The organism is Acinetobacter sp. YH12126 (assembly GCF_013418745.1).
GTDB classification, from domain to species: Bacteria; Pseudomonadota; Gammaproteobacteria; order Pseudomonadales; family Moraxellaceae; genus Acinetobacter; species Acinetobacter amyesii.
This window is the reverse complement of the sequence record NZ_VPBM01000007.1, coordinates 203142-225250: the sequence shown is the minus strand read 5'-3', so window position 1 is coordinate 225250 and position 22109 is coordinate 203142. Positions and strand designations below refer to the sequence as shown.

General features: G+C 37.5%; 23 protein-coding genes and 1 pseudogene. 11 read left to right on the top strand and 13 right to left on the bottom strand.

The genetic code is table 11. The features are described from left to right. Positions 1–5: 5 nt before the first annotated feature. From tssE to FTU62_RS07065, 5 genes are all read right to left on the bottom strand, one after another. Entirely contained in the window at positions 6–482 is a 477-nt protein-coding gene (tssE, locus tag FTU62_RS07085; protein ID WP_078190770.1) for a type VI secretion system baseplate subunit TssE, read from the bottom strand. Positions 483–552: 70 nt separating this feature from the next. Continuing rightward, on the bottom strand, positions 553–1056 hold the full coding sequence (locus FTU62_RS07080) for a type VI secretion system tube protein Hcp (protein WP_078190771.1): 504 nt from the start codon (positions 1054–1056) through the stop codon (positions 553–555). 48 nt (positions 1057–1104) lie between these two features. After that, positions 1105–2589 carry a type VI secretion system contractile sheath large subunit gene (tssC, locus tag FTU62_RS07075; RefSeq protein WP_180050798.1) on the bottom strand — a complete coding sequence of 495 codons (1485 nt, stop codon included), beginning with the start codon at positions 2587–2589 and terminating at the stop codon, positions 1105–1107. Then, complete coding sequence (gene tssB, locus FTU62_RS07070) at positions 2582–3085, bottom strand: type VI secretion system contractile sheath small subunit (protein WP_078193364.1); 504 nt, start codon at positions 3083–3085, stop codon at positions 2582–2584. Before tssB ends, tssC begins: the two co-directional genes overlap by 8 nt. A 15-nt stretch (positions 3086–3100) precedes the next feature. Beyond that, positions 3101–3796: a hypothetical protein gene (locus FTU62_RS07065; RefSeq protein ID WP_111885475.1), complete on the bottom strand. Its 696-nt coding sequence runs from the start codon at positions 3794–3796 to the stop codon at positions 3101–3103. A gap of 373 nt (positions 3797–4169) precedes the next feature. Here FTU62_RS07065 and tssH point away from each other — a divergent pair, with 373 nt between their 5' ends. From tssH to FTU62_RS07035, 6 genes are read left to right on the top strand one after another with little or no spacing between them, the layout of a single operon-like run. Further along, positions 4170–6842, top strand: a complete 2673-nt coding sequence (tssH, locus tag FTU62_RS07060; RefSeq protein WP_180102272.1) for a type VI secretion system ATPase TssH — start codon at positions 4170–4172, stop codon at positions 6840–6842. Positions 6843–6861: 19 nt separating this feature from the next. Then, entirely contained in the window at positions 6862–7992 is a 1131-nt protein-coding gene (tssA, locus tag FTU62_RS07055) for a type VI secretion system protein TssA (protein WP_111885477.1), read from the top strand. A gap of 5 nt (positions 7993–7997) precedes the next feature. Then, entirely contained in the window at positions 7998–9362 is a 1365-nt protein-coding gene (tssK, locus tag FTU62_RS07050; protein WP_111885478.1) for a type VI secretion system baseplate subunit TssK, read from the top strand. Between the two features lie 9 nt (positions 9363–9371). Beyond that, positions 9372–10175 (top strand): type IVB secretion system protein IcmH/DotU, encoded by an 804-nt coding sequence (gene icmH, locus FTU62_RS07045; RefSeq protein WP_078190778.1) that lies wholly within the window; start codon positions 9372–9374, stop codon positions 10173–10175. A 12-nt stretch (positions 10176–10187) separates the two neighbouring features. Next, positions 10188–10859: a hypothetical protein gene (locus tag FTU62_RS07040; protein WP_180102271.1), complete on the top strand. Its 672-nt coding sequence runs from the start codon at positions 10188–10190 to the stop codon at positions 10857–10859. Further along, entirely contained in the window at positions 10856–11812 is a 957-nt protein-coding gene (locus FTU62_RS07035; RefSeq protein WP_180102270.1) for a M15 family metallopeptidase, read from the top strand. Before FTU62_RS07040 ends, FTU62_RS07035 begins: the two co-directional genes overlap by 4 nt. Positions 11813–11857: 45 nt before the next feature. Here the strand turns inward: FTU62_RS07035 and FTU62_RS07030 are convergent, their stop codons facing one another. The 5 genes and pseudogenes from FTU62_RS07030 to FTU62_RS07010 form a co-directional block, all read right to left on the bottom strand. Further along, the gene (locus FTU62_RS07030; protein WP_180102269.1) at positions 11858–12619 is read right to left on the bottom strand and encodes an alpha/beta fold hydrolase; all 762 of its coding nucleotides are present in this window, start codon (positions 12617–12619) and stop codon (positions 11858–11860) included. Positions 12620–12796: 177 nt separating this feature from the next. Continuing rightward, a pseudogene (locus FTU62_RS07025) lies at positions 12797–13480 on the bottom strand (MBL fold metallo-hydrolase); the annotation flags it as partial. A gap of 326 nt (positions 13481–13806) precedes the next feature. Continuing rightward, a complete protein-coding gene (locus FTU62_RS07020) occupies positions 13807–14052 on the bottom strand; it encodes a hypothetical protein (protein WP_180102268.1) in 246 nt (81 codons plus the stop codon). A gap of 43 nt (positions 14053–14095) precedes the next feature. Next, positions 14096–14827 carry a zeta toxin family protein gene (locus FTU62_RS07015; protein ID WP_180102286.1) on the bottom strand — a complete coding sequence of 244 codons (732 nt, stop codon included), beginning with the start codon at positions 14825–14827 and terminating at the stop codon, positions 14096–14098. 27 nt (positions 14828–14854) lie between these two features. After that, a complete protein-coding gene (locus tag FTU62_RS07010; RefSeq protein ID WP_078193376.1) occupies positions 14855–15115 on the bottom strand; it encodes a hypothetical protein in 261 nt (86 codons plus the stop codon). Between the two features lie 167 nt (positions 15116–15282). On the opposite strand from FTU62_RS07010, the gene FTU62_RS07005 reads away from it, so the two are divergent. Continuing rightward, entirely contained in the window at positions 15283–15474 is a 192-nt protein-coding gene (locus tag FTU62_RS07005; protein WP_180102267.1) for a hypothetical protein, read from the top strand. A gap of 224 nt (positions 15475–15698) precedes the next feature. Here FTU62_RS07005 and FTU62_RS07000 read toward each other — a convergent pair whose 3' ends face one another. Continuing rightward, positions 15699–16091 (bottom strand): hypothetical protein, encoded by a 393-nt coding sequence (locus tag FTU62_RS07000; protein WP_180102266.1) that lies wholly within the window; start codon positions 16089–16091, stop codon positions 15699–15701. A gap of 3 nt (positions 16092–16094) precedes the next feature. After that, positions 16095–16463 carry a hypothetical protein gene (locus FTU62_RS06995; RefSeq protein WP_078190788.1) on the bottom strand — a complete coding sequence of 123 codons (369 nt, stop codon included), beginning with the start codon at positions 16461–16463 and terminating at the stop codon, positions 16095–16097. Positions 16464–17582: 1119 nt separating this feature from the next. On the opposite strand from FTU62_RS06995, the gene aroQ reads away from it, so the two are divergent. Genes aroQ through accC form a run of 3 tightly spaced genes read left to right on the top strand, consistent with a single transcriptional unit; the run spans position 17583 to position 19849 of the window. Continuing rightward, positions 17583–18038, top strand: coding sequence for a type II 3-dehydroquinate dehydratase (gene aroQ / locus FTU62_RS06990; RefSeq protein ID WP_078190789.1), 456 nt, complete (start codon positions 17583–17585; stop codon positions 18036–18038). A 15-nt stretch (positions 18039–18053) separates the two neighbouring features. Continuing rightward, a complete protein-coding gene (accB, locus tag FTU62_RS06985) occupies positions 18054–18470 on the top strand; it encodes an acetyl-CoA carboxylase biotin carboxyl carrier protein (RefSeq protein WP_078190790.1) in 417 nt (138 codons plus the stop codon). Positions 18471–18487: 17 nt separating this feature from the next. Beyond that, on the top strand, positions 18488–19849 hold the full coding sequence (accC, locus tag FTU62_RS06980) for an acetyl-CoA carboxylase biotin carboxylase subunit (protein WP_111885487.1): 1362 nt from the start codon (positions 18488–18490) through the stop codon (positions 19847–19849). 70 nt (positions 19850–19919) lie between these two features. On the opposite strand, the gene FTU62_RS06975 is transcribed toward accC, so the two are convergent. Continuing rightward, positions 19920–20402, bottom strand: a complete 483-nt coding sequence (locus FTU62_RS06975) for a hypothetical protein (RefSeq protein WP_078190792.1) — start codon at positions 20400–20402, stop codon at positions 19920–19922. A 302-nt stretch (positions 20403–20704) separates the two neighbouring features. On the opposite strand from FTU62_RS06975, the gene FTU62_RS06970 reads away from it, so the two are divergent. Then, positions 20705–22087, top strand: coding sequence for a sensor domain-containing diguanylate cyclase (locus FTU62_RS06970; protein WP_257223094.1), 1383 nt, complete (start codon positions 20705–20707; stop codon positions 22085–22087). The last annotated feature ends 22 nt before the right edge of the window (positions 22088–22109 follow it).

Sequence of the window (22109 nt, the reverse complement as noted above, 5' to 3'; positions counted from 1 at the left end):
CTTCATTAAGCTCTTGGAGAAATAACATATTGTTGTGTTGTTGGTTTTAATAAGGCATCAAAAATAACCGGTTCATATAAAGGATGAATATTTAAATATGCTTGAATACTTAAACATAGTGCCCCCATATTATGGCCATCCATGAGCATTTCGACTCGAATCTGCTTTAAACGCGGTTCATGTGCAGCAATCGATTGTTCAATTGACTGACAAATTTTGTCACGATCCGATGGATTTGCTGTCGATAAGCCCACAAAATCGATAATGCCAAACTGCAAAATAGACTTTTTTGCTAATGGAAAGTCATCAATCAGTTCATCTAACTTTGCCACCCGACTATTGAGGAGATCCTCTAAATCGGAAGCAACAGATTCACGAAGTTCTTGCAAAGACAGACCTTGAGTCTGCTGAGCATCTGCTGGTAATAAGCGGTCAAATAAAGTCGTTCTAAAACCATAAGGATAAAGCTGATCGAGATTCATATCTTCTTATTAATATTTAAAAAAATGAAAATAGAGGCTACCCAAGTTAGCCTCTATCTGAATCCATCTATTACGCTGCGTATGAAGCAGTGTTGTTAGATAATGACCACTTCTTAGTAACAGCACCTTTCGCAGTACCGTTAATATCTTGTTGGTTATATGTCCACTCTACTGCAGCATATTTCAAACCAAATGATTCGTGTGGAACACCTTCATCATTTACAGTTGGAGTCACGCTAGAAACCAACACATGTTTCAGTTTGATTTGAAGATATTTAATGCGTTTGTCGCCATTCGCACGGTAGAAATCAATTTGAACTTCATCAAATGTATAACCTGCTGAACATGCTTCCCAAAGTTTAGGGCTTGTCGCGTCTAAATCTTTAACAAAAACCATATCAGAATGTTCTACACGTTCTGCAGTGTGACCACCCACACTTGAAGAAGTCGCAGATTTAGGTTGACGGATGTTATGCGTCCAAGAGTTAACTTCTAACCAACTCTTGTGCTCTGCATCACGAGATTCGCCGTCTACTTTGTACTTACCACGAAATTGAATGTATATATCTTTCATTGTTCTGAATACCTATTTATTTAAAGTTATTATAGTGTTGACCCAAAATTAATTTGAGGACTGAGGTAACTCGGTCACAAGTCGTAATGAAACTGACAACTCATCCAACTGGAAATGTGGTCTTAAGAAAACCACAGATTTGTAGTGACCAGGCAAAGCTGGATTTTCTACAACTTTTACAGAAGCTTCACGCAATGGATACTGAGCTTTAGCTTCTTGAGATGCACCATCATCGAGTAATACATATTGCGATAACCATTCATTTAAGAAGGTCTCAACATTACCCGCTGATGCAAAACTACCCACTTTGTCACGCATCATTGCTTTTAAATAATGTGCAATACGTGAAACTGCCATGATGTATTGGATCTGGCTAGACAATGCAGAGTTGGCATTTGCTGTATCGCTATCATATTTTTTAGGTTTTTGCGTCGATTGCGCACCAAAAAATGCTGCATAATCCGTATTTTTGCAGTGTACCAACGGAATAAAACCAAGATCACTCAGTTCTTTTTCACGACGGTCAGTAATGGCAATTTCAGTTGGGCATTTAAAGACCACTTCGCCATCATTGGTTTTGAACGTATGGACAGGCAAGCCTTCAACTAAACCACCACCTTCTACACCACGAATCGCAGCACACCAACCATGCATATCAAAAGCATTGGTTAGACGTGTACCAAAGGCATAAGCCGCGTTCATCCATAAATATTCATTGTGGTTTTCGCCGGAAACTTCTTCAACGAAGTTAAAGCCTTCAGTGGCAATACCTTCTTTTGGATCATATGGCAAACGACCCAATACACGTGGCATTGTCAATGCAACATATCGTGCATCATCACTTTCACGGAATGAACGCCATTGTACATATTCAGCGGTTTCAAAGATTTTAGAAACATCGCGTGGACGATCAATATCAGTAAAAGATTCTAGACCCAACATATTTGGGCTTGCAGCCGAAATGAACGGTGCGTGTGCAGCCGCCGCGACATGTGAAATTTGCTCAAGCAAATACATATCAGATGGTGTACGGTCAAACTCAAAGTCACCAATCAATGTTGCATAAGGCGCACCACCGAATGATCCATATTCTTCTTCATAGATTTTTTTGAACAACGTGCTTTGGTCAAAATCGGTCGCACCTTGGAAATCTTTAATCAATTCTTTTTTCGTCGTATTTAACATACGAATTTTTGTTAAAGAATTTGAAGGTGTTTCTTGGCAGAAATAATACAAACCACGCCATGTCGATTCAATTTTTTGAAATTCAGCATGGTGCATGATTTTACTTAACTGAGATGAAATCAACGCATCAATTTCAGCAATACGCTTATCAATTGATAAAGTCATATTGTCTGAAACGGTGATGGTACCTGCCATCACTTCTTTAGCAAGTTCACCAATCAAACTTTTTGCACGATCATGTTCTTGATCTGTACGCGCGATACGACTTTGTTCGACAATTGAATCTAAAAGTGAATATTCTTCGGTTGCTTCAACGTTTGCAGCAGTAGCAGTATTATAATTACTCATTTTCTGCCTCCACGCTCAACTTACGAATTTGATCAGTGTTATGTAACACTTCATCCAATAAATCTTCTAAGCGTTCATTATTTGAAATTTTATTACGCAAGTCAGACAGACGCTCGCGCGCAGCAACTAACTTTTGTAGTGGATCAACCTGTTGTACAACTTGCTCAGGAGTAAAATCGGCCATGCTCTTAAATGTAAGATCTACCGACATTTTTCCACCATCTTCAGTCAAGGTATTTTCAACTTGAAAATTAGCACGTGGCGCTAAAGACTCCATGACTTCATCAATATTATCTAAATCAACATTAATGAATTTCTTGTCTTTTAATTTGGTTTTCTCTACTTCAGATGCCGCTGAGAAATCACCTAACACCCCTACAACGAATGGTAATTCTTTAATTTCTTTACCGTCGCCAACTTCAACATCGTAAGTCAATTGAACACGAGGAGGACGAATTCGTTGAAGTTTTTTCTGTACACTTTCACGTTTTGCCATGAGTGCTTTTCCTTGTTATTTATTTTTTAATGTATCGAAAGGTGAACCACTGGCAGCAGGTTTTTTCGCTGTAGTCTGCGTTTTTGCTGTCGTGGTAGTTTTCTTTTTGCTTGCTGCTGTAGTCGTTTGTTTAGACTTGGTAGACGCTGTATTGGTTCGTTTTTTAGCTGGTGTTGTCTGTTTAGATTTCACATTGCTCGAAGATTCTGTACTTTTTTCACGAACATCTGCTGCAGCAGACGTAGATTTATCAATCGTCGGCTGAATATAACGAATATTATCCGACAACACTTTGGCAGGAGAATAGGTCTGTTCATCTAGAGTACGATTTTCATTACTCCGCATATGATTCAGCGCATTATAAGAAATAGCGATACCTGCTAAAAAAGTAACATCAGTAAGTTCAGGCGACTGATAGTTCTTTTCTCGCAGCAGATTGACCGCTTGCAATGCTTTTAAATTGTAACCATTAGCTTGATATTTTTTGGCAATATCTACAAAAATTTCATTTTTTAAGTTCTCATTTTTCTTATTTTTTTTGTCACATAACTGATTATAAAAACCAATAATCTCTGGATCTGTATCACCTACTGCCAGTGGATAATCCTTTAAACAGGATTTTTTCACAGATGCCGCTTTATCTTTTGCAAAAACGGTTTGTGTTAAACTGGCTGCTAAAATTATAGGTAATAAAACACTAAATTTATTCAAAATTGCCTCTGTATTTCTACGTGCTAAAACTTAATTTATGTGGAGAAATCACCACTTATTTTCCCGCGGGTTTTCTCTTCATTTATCAAAATTAAAAATATGCTGCAGATTTAACAAAAAATAAGCACATAGAGTCAATACAAAAATGTGCCAAATACTCCAAAGTTTGTTGACTATTTGTTTTTTTTTGTTTCATTTTATAAAAAAATCTTTTTCCTTTTTTTATTTAGTCTGTATTATATCGCCTAAAGCAAGACACTAATAATATATAAGGTGTTGATTTTAAAGTTTTTATTTTTATAGCAAGAAAAAAGAGATCACAGTCAAACTTGTAAAATTTTGTACTGTGGATTCTAAATTTGATGAGTTATTTATGAATAATTTAAAAGTTTTAATTACTAAACTTTCACCTCACGCCCGCATTTCACTCGAAAAGTCAGCCAATACATGTATTTCACAGCAAAATTATGAAATCGAAATTGAACATTTTTTACTCGAATTATTAACCTATAACAATAAAAATGACCTTCAAATACTCTTAGAAAAATACAAAGTTTCTGCAGATGGTTTGGCAGATGACCTCAAAGAAAGTATTGCTCAACTTCCAAAAGGAAATACGCGCACTCCTATTTTTGCCCAATCCATTGTGCGCTTACTTGAACAAGCTTGGTTATTAGCATCTGCTGAACAAGATCCACAAATTCGTAGTGGTCATTTACTTGTTGCGCTCCTTACCGCGCCAGATTTATACCAAATTGCAGCAAGAGCTTCTTCTCTTTTCGATTTATTACCTATCGATACGATTAAACATAAATTTTTAGATCTTTGCCTAAAGAGCATTGAAAATGAAGATTTAGCAACTGCATCACCAGATGAAAAATCAGCAGCACAAACGAATGCAACTACGCCAGTTAAAACACCAGCTCTAGACCAATACACCATTAATCTTACTGAAAAAGCTAAAAATGGTGGCATTGACCCTGTGATTGGTCGTGAGTTTGAAATCCGCTTAATGCTCGATATTTTGATGCGTCGTCGTCAAAACAATCCGATTTTAACGGGTGAGCCTGGTGTTGGTAAAACGGCCGTTGTTGAAGGTCTTGCATTAAAAATTGCAACCAACCAAGTTCCAGATGCTTTAAAAAATGTCAGCATTCATACTTTAGATATGGGCTTACTACAAGCGGGTGCCAGTGTTAAAGGTGAATTCGAAAATCGCTTAAAACAAGTCATTCATGAAGTTCAAGCCTCTGCACATCCAATCATTTTATTTATTGATGAAGCACACACGTTGATTGGTGCGGGTGGTCAAGCAGGTCAAAATGATGCAGCAAACCTGTTAAAACCGGCGCTTGCACGTGGTGAGTTAAGAACCATTGCCGCAACTACATGGGCTGAATATAAGCAGTATTTTGAAAAAGATGCCGCATTAAGCCGACGCTTCCAAGTAATTCAGGTTGAAGAACCGACTGAAGAAGTCGCAATCGATATGCTGCGTGTCATGATTCCAGTGATGGCAAAACATTTCAATTTACAAATTGACGATGAAGCTATCGTTACTGCAGTCCATGCTTCGCACCGTTATATCACTGGCCGTCAATTACCTGATAAAGCGATTAGTGTCTTAGATACAGCTTCTGCGCGTGTTGCGTTAACGCAAAATGCACAACCTGTAAAATTGGATCAACTTCAAGCTCAATTACATAATTTGAAGCTTGAATTGGCGATTCTTGAAAATGAACATAAGAATATTCCGATTCACCACGAACGCATTGAAAGTGTAAAAACACAATTATCCGCGCTTGAACAAGAGATTCAGTCAACAGAAACGCAGTGGAAAAAAGAACTCGAAATCATTCAACAGATTAAAACGCTTGAACAAGAGTCCGAGCAAAAACCAGAAAATATTGAAACTTTAAGCAATATTCGTAACCAACTGGCAACTTTACAAGGTCAAACGCCGCTGGTTTTTGAACGTGTAAATGCTCAAATTATTAATGAAATCATTTCAGACTGGACCGGCATCCCTGTTGGTAAAATGGTGAATGATGAAATTCAGCAAATTTTGAAGCTTGAAGCACAGTTAGAACAACGTGTGATGGGGCAAGATTATGCACTGCATCAACTGGTACAAGGCATTAAAACCTCCAAGGCAAAATTGGAAGATCCAAATAAACCTCAAGGCGTTTTCATGCTGGTTGGCCCAAGTGGTGTGGGTAAAACCGAAACTGCACTTGCGTTAGCAAACGAGTTATATGGTGGTGAGTCTCATTTAATCACCATTAACATGTCTGAGTATCAAGAAGCACATACCGTCTCGTCTTTAAAAGGTGCTCCTCCAGGTTATGTCGGTTATGGCCAAGGTGGCGTACTGACAGAAGCAGTTCGCCGAAATCCATATAGTGTGGTTTTGCTCGATGAGATTGAAAAAGCACACAGCGATGTTCAAGAGCTATTCTACCAAGTATTCGATAAAGGTACTTTGGAAGATGGTGAAGGTCGTGTCATTGACTTTAAAAATACCACGATCTTATTGACTTCAAATGCAGGTTCAAGTGCCATTATGCAGGCTTGTTTAAATCAGCCAGTAGAAGAATGGCCGTCAGCAGAAGAACTTCTAGATGTATTAAAACCAGCTTTATATAAACAATTTAAGCCGGCATTTTTAGGTCGTATGCGTATCGTGCCGTATTTCCCATTGCACGATGATCTGCTCGTACGCATTATTCAGCATAAATTAGGCAAAATCACCGCGCGTATTGAAAAACAATATGGTACGCAAACACGCTATACCGATGATTTAGTCGAATTATTATTAAGTCGCTGTACTGAGGTCGATAGTGGTGCGCGTAATGTCGACAACATTTTAAATGCGACGGTCTTACCTGCTTTAGCCACTGAATTGTTGATGGCGATGAGTGAACAAAAGATTCCATCAGTCATTGAAATCGATGTCAAAGACGATGAAATTATTTATGTTTTAGATCCTAAAAGTAAACCTGCGAAAAAACGCAGCAGCAAAAAGACTAAAACCTTAGAAGCATAAGTTAGGAACGATGTAGAATATGAGTTTAGAGCTCGACGCTTTATTGCAACCGATTACGGATGATTTACCTTGCGGTAGTGATTTTTCATTTTCAAATGATTTTCATGCAATTAAAAAAGCTAAAACACAAGATGACCCGCTCTTGGATCAAGGCGACTGGATCGCAGAACCGAAACAGGCAGATTGGGGCTTTGTGCACCAAAAATCGTCAGATCTACTTCGCGAACATACAAAAGATATTCGCTTATATGGTTGGTTGCTTGAAGCGTGGACTCACATTCATGGTTTCGAAGGGATTGCCAAAGGGATTGAACTTACACAAAAAAGTTTGCAAGACTTTTGGCTACAACTTCATCCTGAAATTGAAGATGATGACCTTGATCAACGTCTAGGTTTATTACAAGGGATAATTAATCAAATCCCAACATTAATTAAATCAGTTTCAATCGTTCATGGCGCGGTAGCTTATTCCCTATCCGACTATGATCGACTACTTCATGTTCAAAACCAAAGACGTAAATCCAACCATGAAGATGATGATCAAGAAGAGTCTTTTAATGGTATGGAACAGTTTGAACATGCCTTGTTCAATACGTCAAAATCAATTCAATACCAGTATTACCAACAGTTTTTAGATATTTTAAACCATTGGGAAAACTTAAAAACGACTCTTGATGATTTGATGGGTTTAGATGCGCCAAGCTTTGCTGGCATTGACTCTCAAATCGAAATGATTCACTTGAGCTTAAAAAAAATCTATAAAGCAGATGCTTTTATCAATTCATCGAGCGCTGAACAGGTTCAATCAAATTCTCCAATTGAAAGCCAAACACTTTCCACTGTAACTTCCGTGCAGAATGATATGCAAATAATACAACAACAGCATACACAGCAATTTAAACCTCAAGTGCAAAATCATCTTGAAAACCGTGAACAAGCCATGAAAGTCTTGCAAGATATTGCGGACTATTTCCAAGTGAATGAGCCGCATAGCCCTGTCAGTTATATGCTGCAAAAAACCATTAAATGGTCACAAATGCCACTGCATGAATGGTTAACTCATGTGATTAAGGATGAAAACCCTCTTGAAGCTGTACAAGAAATGTTAGGTGTTCAGCAACAAAGTAATGAATCGAATAGCGACTGGTAAAAACAATGTTTAAAGCAGAAAAAATTTTATGGGGTGAAGGATTATTTTTACGCCCGCAACACTTTCAATTACAAGATGCTTATCATGAACAGCGTTTAAACCATACGGTTCGCGCAACAATACCGTTCGCTTATGGTATTCAAAGTTTAATTTTTGATGAATCGCAACTCAGTACCAACACATTAGCTTTGAATAAAGTCGAAATGATTTGGCAAGATGGTGAGATTTATCAAGCACCTGCACAAGACTTATTACCTGAGCCTGTACTACTTGATTCATTAAATTTACGCGGTGAAATGCAAATTTATTTAGCATTACCGATTGTTCAACCGAATAAACGAAACGTCAATTTTGAAGAAAATACCCAATCGAGTCGCTATCATTCACATTTGACTGAAACTCATGATTTGTTTACAGATGCGACGGCTGCTGAAATCACTTTATTACGCCGCCGTGCAGAGTTTAAAATCTTTGAATTAGGCCAAGAACCACAGCACAATCTTGATGGTTTTCTTTACATGCCTATAGGCCGAATTAAGCGCCAAAGTTCAGGTAATTTTGTTTTAGATTATCAATTTATCCCACCAATATTACATATTAGTTCGTGTGATTCACTGATTACTGGGCTTAAACGAACGCTCAATATTATCAAAGCTAAAATTAAAACTATTCAATCGAATAATCGTGAAAACGAACAAAAGTTAATTGAATTCCGTTCTGGTGATATCGTTTCATTTTGGTTGGTTAATGCGCTGAATACTGCACATGCGACCTTAAATCATTTATTGCAATATCCACTGATTCATCCTGAACGTTTGTATTTTGAATTATTGCGTCTGACAGGTTCTTTACTCACCTTCTCTACAGCTTATGAAGTAGATCAACTCCCACAGTATCAACATCATAATTTGCAAGAAAGTTTTGCTCAATTAGATGTGATTTTACGTGAGTTGCTCGATACGATTATTTCAAATCGATATATCAGTATTAACTTGAAAGAAACCCGTCAATCCTACTGGGTGGGCAGTCTTGAAAGTGACAAAATTACTCGCGATTCTCGCCTGTATTTAGCTGTTTCAAGTAGTGTGATGCCTACACATGACATTATTTCTTATGTACCACTGCGCTTTAAAGTCGGTAATACCGTTGATGTTGAACAGCGTGTCATGGCAGCATTACCTGCTGTTCCATTGCAACATATGATGCAAGTGCCAACAGCAATTCCAGTTCGTTCAGGTGTGAGTTATTTTGAAATTGAGCCAAATAATGATTTGTATCAGCGTATGCTTGATTCTGAATCGATCTGCGTTTACATACCAGCTGGCTTCCAAGATATCTCGATTGAACTTATTGCAGTGATGAATGGTTAAGGAGCAATCATGAATATTTCAAATAATGCCCCTTCACTTTTTGACGACGGTCAAATTGGATTAGGCTCTTCAAAACCAAGTGCTGAACCGAAAATCAACAGTTCAACCAATTTAGTTGATCTACTGCATGATGGTTTTTACATCGTATTCTTACTCAAAAATCAATATGTTCCATCCAGCCCTGAAAGTTTCAGGACAAAAATTATGGATCTATTAAACCGATTTGAAAGCCAAGCCCGTAAGCTTCAATTCAGCAATGAAGATATCACGGACGCAAAATATGCCTATTGCGCTTTATTAGATGAAACCATTGTCACCCAACAAGATGCACGTTTTTTTGATTTACAAAACAATTGGATGATGAATCCACTGCAATTAAGTCTTTTTGGTTCACAGCTAGCAGGTTATCGTTTTTTTGAAAATTTAGAGCAAATTCGTTCTAAGAATAAAGATCGCTTAGCAGCACTTGAAGTTTATCATTACTGCATGCTCCTTGGTTTTCATGGTAAATACCGACTTGAATCGATTGAAATGCTCAATTCACTCGTTGCACGTGTCGGTGATGAAATTGATTATATGAAAGGTAAAAAGGCGTTTTCGCCTTTCGCGGCACTGCCGGATCAAATTAAAAACATTATTCACCGTGAATTACCATTTTTTTGGATCATTATCTTTTGGGCATTGTTTGCTGTATTAGCATTTGGTGGACTGAAATATATGTTATCCAGTCAAAATAATCAGGCGTTATCACAATATCAAAATGTCATAACTGCACCATCGGAACAGGCTTATATCACCATTCATTTACCATAAGACTTAGACACCATGGCAAACGAAAAATCGAATAACGTTAGAATTTTACAGTCGACTCAAAAGAATAATTTACCGCCTTTAGCTCATGCTGCGATTGGCTTTCTTGTTGGTGCAGCGGTCATTATTGTTGCTGGCCTGGGATATTTTTATCTAAGTTCTGACGATCAGCCTGCAAATACAGAAATGACTACTTCTGCCCCAACTGAAGATAAAGCTGAAACTGAAGCAACCACTGCACCCCGTCAAAGTGAAAATGAGCAATCTTCAGCTGAAAAAGCACTGCAAAGCGTTCATGCTATGGACGAAAAAGATCAGGATAATGGTTTATATTCGAATGATTTAGCTACTGCTTTCAATCATGGCAATACGGCTAAAGTGACTCAGCCTGTTCAAGCTGTAGCGAATAACCGTTCGCCTTTTGAAATTACCCAACCGCAGCGCCCTGTTGTAGCTGCTACAACAACCGTTAAACAACATATTCCAACTACATTAGTAAAACCAAAAGCTGCGCCAACAACAGCTAAGGTGACCAAACCTACAGAGCCTTCTACGAAAGCAGCAAAAGAAGAAGAATACTTTGAAGAACCGATGGGTGGAACGCAAATTTCTGAAACCAAACGTCCGAAAGTGGTTGCTGCAACAAACACTGCTAATGCGACTGTGAGCGCTACAGTTTCCCCATGATCATCTTTTTGGTTAGTTGTTTCTTTGTCTTAGCACTGGTGACAGTGCTTTGTTTTTCTTATGAACTCAGAGTTAAAGTTCAGGATTTTTTCTTTCAAATCATTCCACAAAGTAAAAAAAGAATTCAGCACGCCAAAAATTTTGCTTATGAACTGAACTATGCAGCAGCACCACAACAAATTCAATCACACTGGCATTTACAACAATGGTGGATTTTATTTGCAGGCTTCTTACTGTTTGCCAGTATTTTATTATTTGCTTTTACTCGCCCGATTACTGCAAGTAAAGTGGAAGCTGATTATTTGCGTAAAGTCGACCCACAAATTTACGCTATGCTCGATGGACAGGTTTTAGATGCACCTCCTGAAGTTGAAGAATATCTTGTTCAAGAGGCAATCGCAGAAGAAGCAGCAATGATTGAGCAGCCATCTGTTATGGCCTCAAGTTTCAATCCAGAAGTTCAAGATATCCATACGCATTCATACTCTACGGATATACCTTCAGCAGATCGTAAATGGCATAAAATGAACCCACGTTATAAACAACGTTTATTGATGGTGTTTAAAATTATGCGTGAACAACATGGCTATGAAATGGTTTTACTCGAAGGTTATCGTAGTCCAGAACGTCAAAATAATTTAGCCACCAATAAAAATACCACTCGTGCCCGTGGCTTCCAAAGTTATCATCAGTTTGGTTTAGCAGCTGATGTTGCATTTAAACGCAATGGCAAAGTGGTCATTACTGAACGAGACCCTTGGGCTATGCGTGGTTATCAACTTTATGGTCAAGCTGCTGAGTCTGTTGGTTTAACATGGGGCGGACGCTGGAAATCTATTCAAGATTATGGTCATACAGAATATCGTATGCCAGGCCTGAAAAAAACTGCAGAGATGGCCGCACTACTGACCTCAGAAGGTCAGCTTCAAGCCAATAACATTTCGATTGAGTAATATTTCGATGTTTTGCCTTCAAAATATAATTGAAGGCACACCGTATTAATTTAAATAATTTTGTATTTGCTCTATAACTTCAGTTGTTTTTTCTGCATGTAACCAATGGCCTGCACCTTCTATTTCTACAATTTTCGCATGTAGAAATTGGTGTTCAATCGCATTGGTATGTTCCGCGTTTAAAATATAAGGTGACTCTCCACCTTTGATGAATAATACAGGCTGTTGCCAAGTATTTCCGATATTTTCCCAACCAATAATTTGGTCATACTGTTTATACAGCGCATCTACATTAAACAACCATTGTCCTTTGCTAAAAGACTTGAGTAGAAACTGTATCACCATTTCTGAATGAATATACTCACGCATAATTTCTACCGCTTGCTGTCTAGATTGAATTTGCGCATTTTGTACAGCAATCAAAGCTTTAAATATTTCATCATGATGACGTTCCTGATATGCAAAGGGCGCGATATCCAATACAACAAGTTGCTCTAGCCGCTTTGAGATTAAAGCCAATTGCATTGCGACCTTGCCTCCCATGGAATGGCCAATCGCTGAAAATTTATCGATGCCAATTACATCTAATGTCTCAAGTACATCGTTTGCCATCTCACGATAATTCATTTCTGTACTTTGAGGTGATTTACCATGGTTTCGTAAATCAAGCTGAATGACAGAATATGAATTTTGAAAAGCTCTGGCAAGCATCCCTAAGTTACTGAGGCTTCCAAATAAACCGTGAATAAAGACAAGTGGGTGTGTTTCGCCTTCTAATTTTTGATGATATTCGTAATTTAGGATCATTTTTGAATACTTTGCTATGTTTATATTATGATGCCTAGTTGAATGAATGAAATCAAATGATAGTTAAAAAATTATTAGTCTTACTTAGGCTATTTGTAGGTAGCAAATATTTAAATTGCTTAGGCTATTTTATAAAATGAAATAGCCAACCGCATTCGACCTAAAGGTTCTTTGTCTTTAATTTGCAGATTTAAAGTGATTAAAAGGAATTTTTAAATAGCGGATACCATTCCCTTCTGGTTTTGGAAATTTACCTGTATCCATATTAATTTGTATGGCAGGTAAAATCAGTTTGGGCATAGCCAAATTTGCGTCACGCTGAGTTCGCATTGTGACAAAATCTTCTTTTTTCGTACCAACGTGGATATGAATATTCTGCTGTTTTTGCGCATGCACACTGCTTTCGCAGCAGTATTTTGACCGGTTTTCTGGTAAATAGTCATGACATAAAAACACGCGCATTTCAGGTGCTAACTGATAAATCTTTTGTACAGAGTCGAATAATACTGCCGCACTGCCCTTGGGAAAATCACAGCGTGCTGTGCCATAATCAGGCATAAATAAGGTATCACCGACAAAAACAGCATCATCACCAACCACATAGCTCAGACAAGCAGGTGTATGTCCAGGCGTTGGAATGTTATACGCATTTAGCTCACCGATTTTAAATACCTCATGATCTGCAAACAAATAATCAAAAGACTGATGTGAATTAAAATATTTCACATCAAAATTATAAATGGCGCTAAATTTTTACTGCACAATCTTAATCTTATAGATCATTGTAATTTTGCCACCAAAAAACTGTTTTAAATATTGAGATGAGGTTAATTGATATGCGTGCACATGCATTTCTAAAACCTATTATATACTTAGGCTATTTTATTAAAGTAGCCAACTGCCGCCAGACCCATAAAGTTCTCGCCAATAAAAGCGGTTAGAAATGGATGCATATTTATCAGCCATAAAACAATATATGTTTTTATAACATATTATTAAAAAAAAGATGCAAGCTCGCCAGTCTAAATATTCATTCTGACATGCCTTTCCTGATTGAAAATTTTACGTTTCAAGAGTGTTTAATTTATTTAGAATTAATTAATAAACTTGAAAAATCACGAAATATATCCTCGGAGATTTTTCAATAAAGGCTGTTTATTATGAAGTTAATTGAAATAATAGATAATTTATAGATCAATACTGATATCGCTGAGTGCATCGCTCACCCACGTTAAAGCATCTGAACCCAATTCTATAATATTCGAACCAATTTCAGCTAAGTCAGTCAAATCTAGAGAAGATAAAGGATCAGATGATGTACTATTTTTTTGCTGTTCTTGTTCAGCTTGCTGCTCAATGACTTGATCAAGATGAGTTTGATCTAATGGAGATGAGTTTGAATGTTGTTGTAATTCATAGTCGTTATTTTGCATAGGTTCATCCTGTTATTTTGTTTTTTATTACGTTTAGTTGATATTAATTTGGCTCAAACTCTTTGAGCACCTTATCTACAAACCACCAAGGTAAACGCTGAATACCTGAATTCATCTTTAAAATTTCAGCTTGTTCAATTTCCGCAATGAAAGAAGCATGCTGTCCATCGGCAGAGTTATCAAATAAATAACTACGATCCGTTGCTTCTACCGCCTGCATTAACAGATCCATACTTCGATAATAACGTTCGCGAATTTTTTGTTCTGGCACACCATGTCCACCCTTTTTCACGCGGTACTGAACACGTGAAATATTGATAACAGGATCAATAGTGGAAACATAATATAGATAGGTTCGAAAGCCTTTTCTTTTTGCTTCGCGTAGAAACTCCACCTTTGAAATATGGGACATCACCGTTTCAAAGGTAAAACTAATTTTTAGTTCTAAAAACTGCAAACGGATGTAATCGATAATTCTTGCACAAAGATATGAATCAATCTGATCTGGATGAAATTCAATTTTCCACGGATCTAATATCTGAGGTTTTCGTGCTAATAGCGGAATAAATTCTCCATTCGCAGGACGTTTTTTCGTATCGAGAAAGTCAATTAATGCTTCTGATTTTAAAGCGGAATGGTAATCGAACAAATTGAGCCGGTGTGAATGTTTCAGTTGAGCTTCGAGTTCATCCGCATTTAAATATGCCCCAATATGATGGGGCAATAAATATTCTTTAACTGTGCTTTTACCTGAACCATTTGGACCCGCGAACATTCTAATGCGAGGTTGTGGAGGCATGTATTAAACAATTTCCTCTGTTTTCTTTTTACGTTTTAAAATTTTTGGTAGATCATCCACTTGTACGAAGTCGGCTGATACATCTTTTATTTGTACTTCTTGACCATTTTGCAGACGTTGAACCAGTTGTAGACCTTTTACATAAACCACAGTGGATGACGCACTTGCTTGTTCAAAAGCATGGCGAAATGCATGGATAGCAAGGCTCGGGATCATATCGTCCTCATATTGGCTTGCTTTCATTACTGAAGTATAAGCTGTCATGTAACAACTCCTCAAACATCAAAAATAATGTGTTCAATCATCTTATCATACTCGCAATATTTGTCTATTTATCCATCAGTCATCCTGAGAAGAAATTGATAAAAATTCAAAATGCTTAAATCATTTGATTGTATTCCTCGAACCAAACTGCACATATGAGTCAATGTATGGGGATGCCACATCATGAAAAATTTAAATTTTATCCAAATTCGATTTATAATCTGATTAAGCATTTAATTTTTCAAAAAAAAATAGCCACTTATTCAGTGGCTAAAAGAGAACGACATCAACAAGTTGATGTATTAGGACTGACCTATGCAACAGGACCAGGGATGTTTGTTGCAGATAAATCGTTCTAACTTGATCATAATAATGTGATGGACTTATCATTTTAAGCATATTTCATATCATTTCCTGACAATCTGCATTTTCAATTTCTAATATTATTAGAAACTGCACTTATAGTGAATAATGCTGTAATAATTTTGAAATATTAGATTATTTAGAATTTTGAAAAATAGAACAAAATGAAAGAAAGTGAGGCTAGAGTTTTAAAAATAGTAGAAAAAATTTACGTTTCAATTTATTTTGTAGGACTCGAACAAAATGCACTTTCGTTTAAGCCAGATGACTGCATACTCTGTTGCTGTTGTAGTAAATAATGTTGTGAAGCCACTCGCATTAGATTGGCCATTTCAAGAGCTGAGTTTTGCTGAGAAATTTCTAAAATCTGTCGATATGCATTCAATCTTAAACAAAAAGCTTGAGTTTGCTGCTGACCCGTTGCTGTAGATGCAGGATCATCCAAAATAGCTTTGGTTGAATTAATTTGCTCAGTATACGCTTTTATCTGAGCATTATATTCAGCTTGAGTCAGTTGTGGCGTAACCGTTTCATTCACATTTGCATGTATTACAGAAGCAGTAAACACAGAGAAAATAAAGACATAAAGTTTATACATCAATGGAGAATGCATAAATTAGGCCTCATCACCTTCTTTCCAGACATCTTCATAATCATCAGCATCGATCATAAAACGATAGCCTACATCCAAAGCTAAATACGGTAGCACTTCAGGCACGACATCTTGCAGTTTACGCACAGTCATTGTTTCAAAGTTATCTGCGCCTTCAAGCTCACCGCCATAAATATACCAACTGACATTTTCATCACCTTCTGCAGGCTTACGAATACCAACAATTGGATCTTTATTTAAGGTATGAACCGCCACCGCAATTACATCATCGCCCTGCACTTCTACATATGCAGAACCCACTTCTTCACATAAAAGCTTTTGTTCTGCAATCAATTCTGCCAAAGGTGATGAATTTTGCGTATGTTTTGCCATGTTTGTTCTCAGGCCATATAGGTTTCGGGCATTCTACCGTGAATTACACGTATATAGATAAATTTTTTCCGTGCGAAAGCATTCGTGCCTTGTTTTATTAATTCATTTATAGCAAAAGACTCAATGCAGTAGATTCCATGTAAAGATATAAACAGGAATAAAGGAAACTTAATTCAAGACATATACCGTTCAAACACAGAAATAGACGAATAAAAAATAGAATCAGTATGCAAACAGCAAGCTTCTTTACCACCACAGATTTAACTTTTGCCAATACCTGTACAAATTTGGACAAATACCCAATTTTCCAAACTTGCATGATTTATGAAAGAAATCGTCAATGCCTTGCACGCTTTATACATTCAAAACATTGACTAGAAAATACACAAGATGGTTAATACGCTTATATATAGGTCTATAAAGTATGACTTAGCTAGGCAATAAATGTTCATCATATCTAAAGCTGCCTACTTATAAGGAAATGCTCCCACAGAATATTTAATTCGCTAAGGCAAACAAAATATCTAGCTTGAGCCCTATCATCTATGAAAAACATTTCATTGGCCTAGAAATATGCTTTATAAACCATAAAAAAAGTAACTATCTTTTAATTTTTATATACTTAGCACACAAAGCTGCTTTATTCTTTCAAATAACTCGATTGAAAACTGAGAACAATTTAGATTCCTTTACGCGTGAAATAAATTAAACCTTAGAATTTTTAATGCGCTGAATAAATACTATCTTTACGACTATGCATGCGTAGGCAGTTCAACTGACGATCTATAAGACAAATATACAAGCCATCTCACCTTTCAAATCATTTGTACTGGTTATTGCTACACGAATGCACCACGATAAAGCAAGTTTACACAAAAGATATCAACAGTTTTAGCCAATTGGGTTTAAAATGATGTCCTACAATATAATGATAAAAATGTAATCTTTTAACATTGCCAATTCTCTGCAAAGTTCGCATTATATAGCACATTCTCGGCACATGCTTTTCACGTCAATTCAAAGAAATTATAAAAAAAATGTGGAATTTTATGCCATAATGAGCAAACTTTGCAGGTATCTTGCAAAGTAAATTTGCAACTTTTTATTGGAGCAGGCTGAATGAGCTCGACCATTTTGGTCATTCATGGACCGAATCTCAACTTACTGGGAAAACGTGAACCCGAAGTTTATGGCTATCTGACACTTGAAGATATCAACCAAAAACTGATTTCACAGGCTCAAAACGCTTCCATTTCTCTCGACACTTTCCAAAGTAATTGGGAAGGCGCTGTCGTCGACCGAATTCATCAAGCGCAACAAGAAGGCGTTCAATTTATCATTATTAACCCAGCAGCCCTAACACATACTTCGGTTGCTGTGCGTGATGCCCTTCTAGGTGTAGCCATTCCGTTTATCGAAGTACATCTATCAAATGTCCACGCTCGCGAAGCATTTAGACATCACTCCTATCTATCTGATAAAGCCGTTGGCGTTATTTGTGGTTTAGGTGCAAAAGGTTATGCCGCAGCACTAGACTTCGCCATCGAAAAAATTCAACCAACTTCTCAATCTTAATTAGGAATACTGTTCATGGATATCCGTAAAATCAAGAAACTCATCGATTTGATGATTGAATCTGACTTACAGGCGATTGAAGTTAAAGAAGGCGATCAATCGATTGCTCTAACTCGTCGCAATCCAGTAGTTGCTGCCGCTGCGCCTGCTATGGCTGCGCCTGCCGCTGCGCCTGCTGCACCTCGTTCACCACGTGGTGCTGTTGAGCCGTCTCCTATGGTTGGTGTGTTCTATGCTGCGCCAAATCCAGGTGAAGCACCATTTGTTAAAGTTGGTCAAACTGTATCTGCTGGTGAAACACTCGGTATCATCGAAGCAATGAAAATCATGAACCCAATTGAAGCAACTCAAAGCGGTGTGATTGAAGAAATTTTGGTTAAAAATGGCGAAGTGATCCAATTCGGTCAACCATTATTCCGCTATCGCGCTTAAGACCACGGGGAATCACAATGTTGCAAAAAGTTTTAATTGCAAACCGTGGTGAGATTGCGCTCCGCATCACACGCGCTTGCAAAACTTTAGGAATTAAAACCGTAGGGATTTATTCCGATGCCGACAAAGACCTAATGCACTTACGCTTCTGTGACGAAGCTGTGTGCATTGGACCAGGTGCCAGCAGCGAAAGTTATCTTAATATTCCTGCCATTATTACAGCGGCTGAAATCACCGGTGCAGATGCCATCCATCCAGGTTATGGTTTTTTATCTGAAAATGCTGAGTTTGCTGAAATTGTAGAAAACTCAGGTTTTATCTTTATCGGCCCGCGTCCTGAACACATTCGCTTAATGGGGAACAAAGTTTCTGCCATTATTGCCATGAAAAAAGCCGGCGTACCGACTGTTCCGGGTTGTGACCATGCTGTAACGATTCACAATGCATTGGCAGAAGCCAAAGAAATTGGCTTTCCATTGATTGTAAAAGCTGCCTCAGGTGGTGGTGGTCGTGGTATGCGTATCGTTGAACGTGTAGACACGCTACTCGAATCTGTACAAGCTGCTCAACGTGATGCGGAAATGTGGTTTGGTGACGACACCGTTTATATGGAACGTTTCCTTCAAAAGCCACGCCATGTCGAAGTGCAAGTTCTTGCAGATGGTAATGGCCATGCAATTCACCTTTATGATCGTGACTGTTCATTGCAACGTCGCCATCAAAAAGTGCTTGAAGAAGCGCCTGCACCGGGTTTACCTGAAGAAGCACGTGCGCATATTCTTGAAGCATGTGTAAATGCTTGTAAATTAATGCAATACCGTGGTGCTGGTACATTTGAGTTCTTATTTGAAGAAGGTGAATTCTTCTTTATTGAAATGAATACTCGTGTACAAGTAGAACATCCTGTTACTGAGCAAGTGACTGGCGTAGATATTATCGAGCAACAATTACGCATTGCTGCTGGCTTAGGTTTGGATCTTCAACAAGAAGATATTCAACTTAAAGGTCATGCGATTGAATGTCGTATTAATGCAGAAGATCCATCTACATTTATGCCTTCACCGGGCAAAATCGATCATTTCTATGCACCGGGCGGCGCAGGTATCCGACTAGATTCTCATATCTATCAAGGATATAGTATCCCGCCATACTATGATTCAATGATTGCAAAACTCATTGCGCATGGTAAAGATCGTGAAACCTCTATTGCGCGCATGAAACAAGCTCTAGAAGAGATTATCTTAACTGGCGTGAAAACCAATATTCCGCTACATAAAGATTTGATTCTTCAAGATAAAAATTTCTGCGAACAAGCTATGGATATTCACTATCTTGAAAAACATCTATTAAAGAAAGTCGAAGGACATGAAGATAAATAAATCTTCAGCGTCAAAAAAACCACTCAAATGAGTGGTTTTTTATTTTCATAAGAAAGATCTATAGTCATGCTTAAGGCAAAACTCGACGCAATGTCGCAAAACACTGCTGAGCCTGATCATTGGCACAGAAATTAATAACCGATGGACTTTTCCACTTTACAAAGTACTGTGAAATTTCGCCGGTTTGATCTTGAATATTGCCCGAACAATCCATCTGATTATTGTCATATTTCACTTGTAAAATCAGTGCTGGAATTTGCACATTCGGATCTTGCGCAGGTTGATAGTCATATACTCCAGATGACCACTCTTCACCGCTTTTGATCACAACATCATTATTGCTCTTAAAATTATAATATTCAACGCACTTTTTATTGGTCGGAATTTCCATACCCCATAAGCCGACCAATTCAGAACGTGTTGTCACCCTAAAGCTATTCACCGCTTCAACTTGATTTTTAGCCTCTGAATTTTGAGTTGTATTCTTATTATCTGCCGCCATCACCAACGATGAACTCAACATGAGTAAAACTGTAAGATATGCTATTTTCATACATTTAATCAGTCATATAAATCATGCTCTTAAAGTAACACATTTTTTTACAAATCCGCGGTTTATCACATTTTCATAACAATCATTTTTCCTATTTATCCAAAAAATCAATCTCGGTTAACGAAACTACAAATCAGCTAAATGCCAAACAAATCACACTATTTACAATAAAATAATATAAAATCTTTTTTATCGTTTAATATACGAAAAAAAAAACGAATTCTCCCATATTTAACCTAGGCTTACATAAGCTAATGAAACTGCATTCGAATAGTCTTGCTCCGCTTAATGCACGCCACAGCATGGCTTTTGTAATAGTCGCTGCAGTTATTCTTTGCTGCTGCTTAATCGGTATTTTCACCCGCCCATTAAGCTATTTAGCGATTTTTTGGCCTGCGAATGCAGTATTGTTAGCATTATTCTTAAGGTTCCCTAAACTGAGTAATCTGGGAGGATGGTTAGGTGCATTTACCGGTTATATGCTCGCAGATTTAGTGACGGGCAATTATTTCCAACTCACTTTATTTCTCACTTTTTCAAATTTAACCAACAGCATGGTATCGCTATTTTTTATGCGATATTTTCAGGTGAACTATCAAAACTATAATAAAGGTTTCACCTTTCTGACCATGATTGTCATCATCGCCTGCGGTGGATGCCTTGCGGGTGCTCTCTTTGCTATTTTCACCGTGCCTTATATTCCCAATACGTTTATGTCGACCGATCGATTGTCGATTGATTTTGGTATGTGGTGGATTACCGAAATATTGAATGCGCTGATTATATTACCGCTTATTCTGTCTTTTCCTAAACTGGCCGATCTTAAACTTTATTTCAAAGATCGACGTCATCAAAGCTTTCAGATCAATAAAATATTTCCGGCAATTGCAGTTGTCTTCTGTGTATTTTTAACAGCCGTTTCTGCAGGTCCAGGGGCAATTCTCTACCCTTTAGCGGCTCTAATTTGGGCAGCATTAACCTATCGATTATTTACCTTATCCCTAATTAATGCAGTGGTAATTTTAGCGACCTATTACAATTTAAATGCGTTCTATTTACACGATTCTTCGCTTGCCTATTTATCGACAGCAATTTCAGTTCGTATAGGCCTAGCCATGCTGATTCTCTCGCCGTTGATTCTTTGTATTATTAGCCGAAATCGACACGAACTTTATAAAGAGGTTTTATACCTTGCAAATCATGATAGTTTGACTCATGCGATGAATCGTCGATATTTTTTCGAGCAAGGTGAACTTTACCTACAAAACCAAATTCAGCTTAACTTTTCCATTATCATGATAGATATTGATCATTTTAAAAAATTAAATGATCAATATGGGCATTATGTCGGTGACCAAGTTTTACAAGAATTTTCGAGTATTGTGCGTAAGAATTTACGTGAAACTGATTTATTTGCACGAATTGGGGGAGAAGAGTTTAGTGTATTACTCACGAACATTGCTGCAACTGATGCTCAAGGTATTGCTGAACGCATCCGAAAAGTCGTTGAAACTACGCCTATCATCATTGATGAACAAAATACGATTTATATTACGGTGAGTATTGGTCTGATTCATCAGTCTTTGCCCAATGCTCCAAGTTTGCAAAGTATGATTAATCAAGCCGATCAGGCATTATATCAAGCTAAAGAACTCGGCCGTAATCAAGTGATTTTAGTCCATTGAGACTTTTCAATATACTGAATTG

Excerpts from the sequence above, each read along its gene's own strand:
- tssE (WP_078190770.1), bottom strand. The coding sequence starts at position 482 with ATGAATCTCGATCAGCTTTATCCTTATGGTTTTAGAACGACTTTATTT.
- FTU62_RS07080 (WP_078190771.1), bottom strand. The coding sequence starts at position 1,056 with ATGAAAGATATATACATTCAATTTCGTGGTAAGTACAAAGTAGACGGC.
- tssC (WP_180050798.1), bottom strand. The coding sequence starts at position 2,589 with ATGAGTAATTATAATACTGCTACTGCTGCAAACGTTGAAGCAACCGAA.
- tssB (WP_078193364.1), bottom strand. The coding sequence starts at position 3,085 with ATGGCAAAACGTGAAAGTGTACAGAAAAAACTTCAACGAATTCGTCCT.
- tssH (WP_180102272.1), top strand. The coding sequence starts at position 4,170 with ATGAATAATTTAAAAGTTTTAATTACTAAACTTTCACCTCACGCCCGC.
- tssA (WP_111885477.1), top strand. The coding sequence starts at position 6,862 with ATGAGTTTAGAGCTCGACGCTTTATTGCAACCGATTACGGATGATTTA.
- tssK (WP_111885478.1), top strand. The coding sequence starts at position 7,998 with ATGTTTAAAGCAGAAAAAATTTTATGGGGTGAAGGATTATTTTTACGC.
- icmH (WP_078190778.1), top strand. The coding sequence starts at position 9,372 with ATGAATATTTCAAATAATGCCCCTTCACTTTTTGACGACGGTCAAATT.
- FTU62_RS07040 (WP_180102271.1), top strand. The coding sequence starts at position 10,188 with ATGGCAAACGAAAAATCGAATAACGTTAGAATTTTACAGTCGACTCAA.
- FTU62_RS07035 (WP_180102270.1), top strand. The coding sequence starts at position 10,856 with ATGATCATCTTTTTGGTTAGTTGTTTCTTTGTCTTAGCACTGGTGACA.
- FTU62_RS07030 (WP_180102269.1), bottom strand. The coding sequence starts at position 12,619 with ATGATCCTAAATTACGAATATCATCAAAAATTAGAAGGCGAAACACAC.
- FTU62_RS07020 (WP_180102268.1), bottom strand. The coding sequence starts at position 14,052 with ATGCAAAATAACGACTATGAATTACAACAACATTCAAACTCATCTCCA.
- FTU62_RS07015 (WP_180102286.1), bottom strand. The coding sequence starts at position 14,827 with ATGTTCGCGGGTCCAAATGGTTCAGGTAAAAGCACAGTTAAAGAATAT.
- FTU62_RS07010 (WP_078193376.1), bottom strand. The coding sequence starts at position 15,115 with ATGACAGCTTATACTTCAGTAATGAAAGCAAGCCAATATGAGGACGAT.
- FTU62_RS07005 (WP_180102267.1), top strand. The coding sequence starts at position 15,283 with ATGGGGATGCCACATCATGAAAAATTTAAATTTTATCCAAATTCGATT.
- FTU62_RS07000 (WP_180102266.1), bottom strand. The coding sequence starts at position 16,091 with ATGCATTCTCCATTGATGTATAAACTTTATGTCTTTATTTTCTCTGTG.
- FTU62_RS06995 (WP_078190788.1), bottom strand. The coding sequence starts at position 16,463 with ATGGCAAAACATACGCAAAATTCATCACCTTTGGCAGAATTGATTGCA.
- aroQ (WP_078190789.1), top strand. The coding sequence starts at position 17,583 with ATGAGCTCGACCATTTTGGTCATTCATGGACCGAATCTCAACTTACTG.
- accB (WP_078190790.1), top strand. The coding sequence starts at position 18,054 with ATGGATATCCGTAAAATCAAGAAACTCATCGATTTGATGATTGAATCT.
- accC (WP_111885487.1), top strand. The coding sequence starts at position 18,488 with ATGTTGCAAAAAGTTTTAATTGCAAACCGTGGTGAGATTGCGCTCCGC.
- FTU62_RS06975 (WP_078190792.1), bottom strand. The coding sequence starts at position 20,402 with ATGAAAATAGCATATCTTACAGTTTTACTCATGTTGAGTTCATCGTTG.
- FTU62_RS06970 (WP_257223094.1), top strand. The coding sequence starts at position 20,705 with ATGGCTTTTGTAATAGTCGCTGCAGTTATTCTTTGCTGCTGCTTAATC.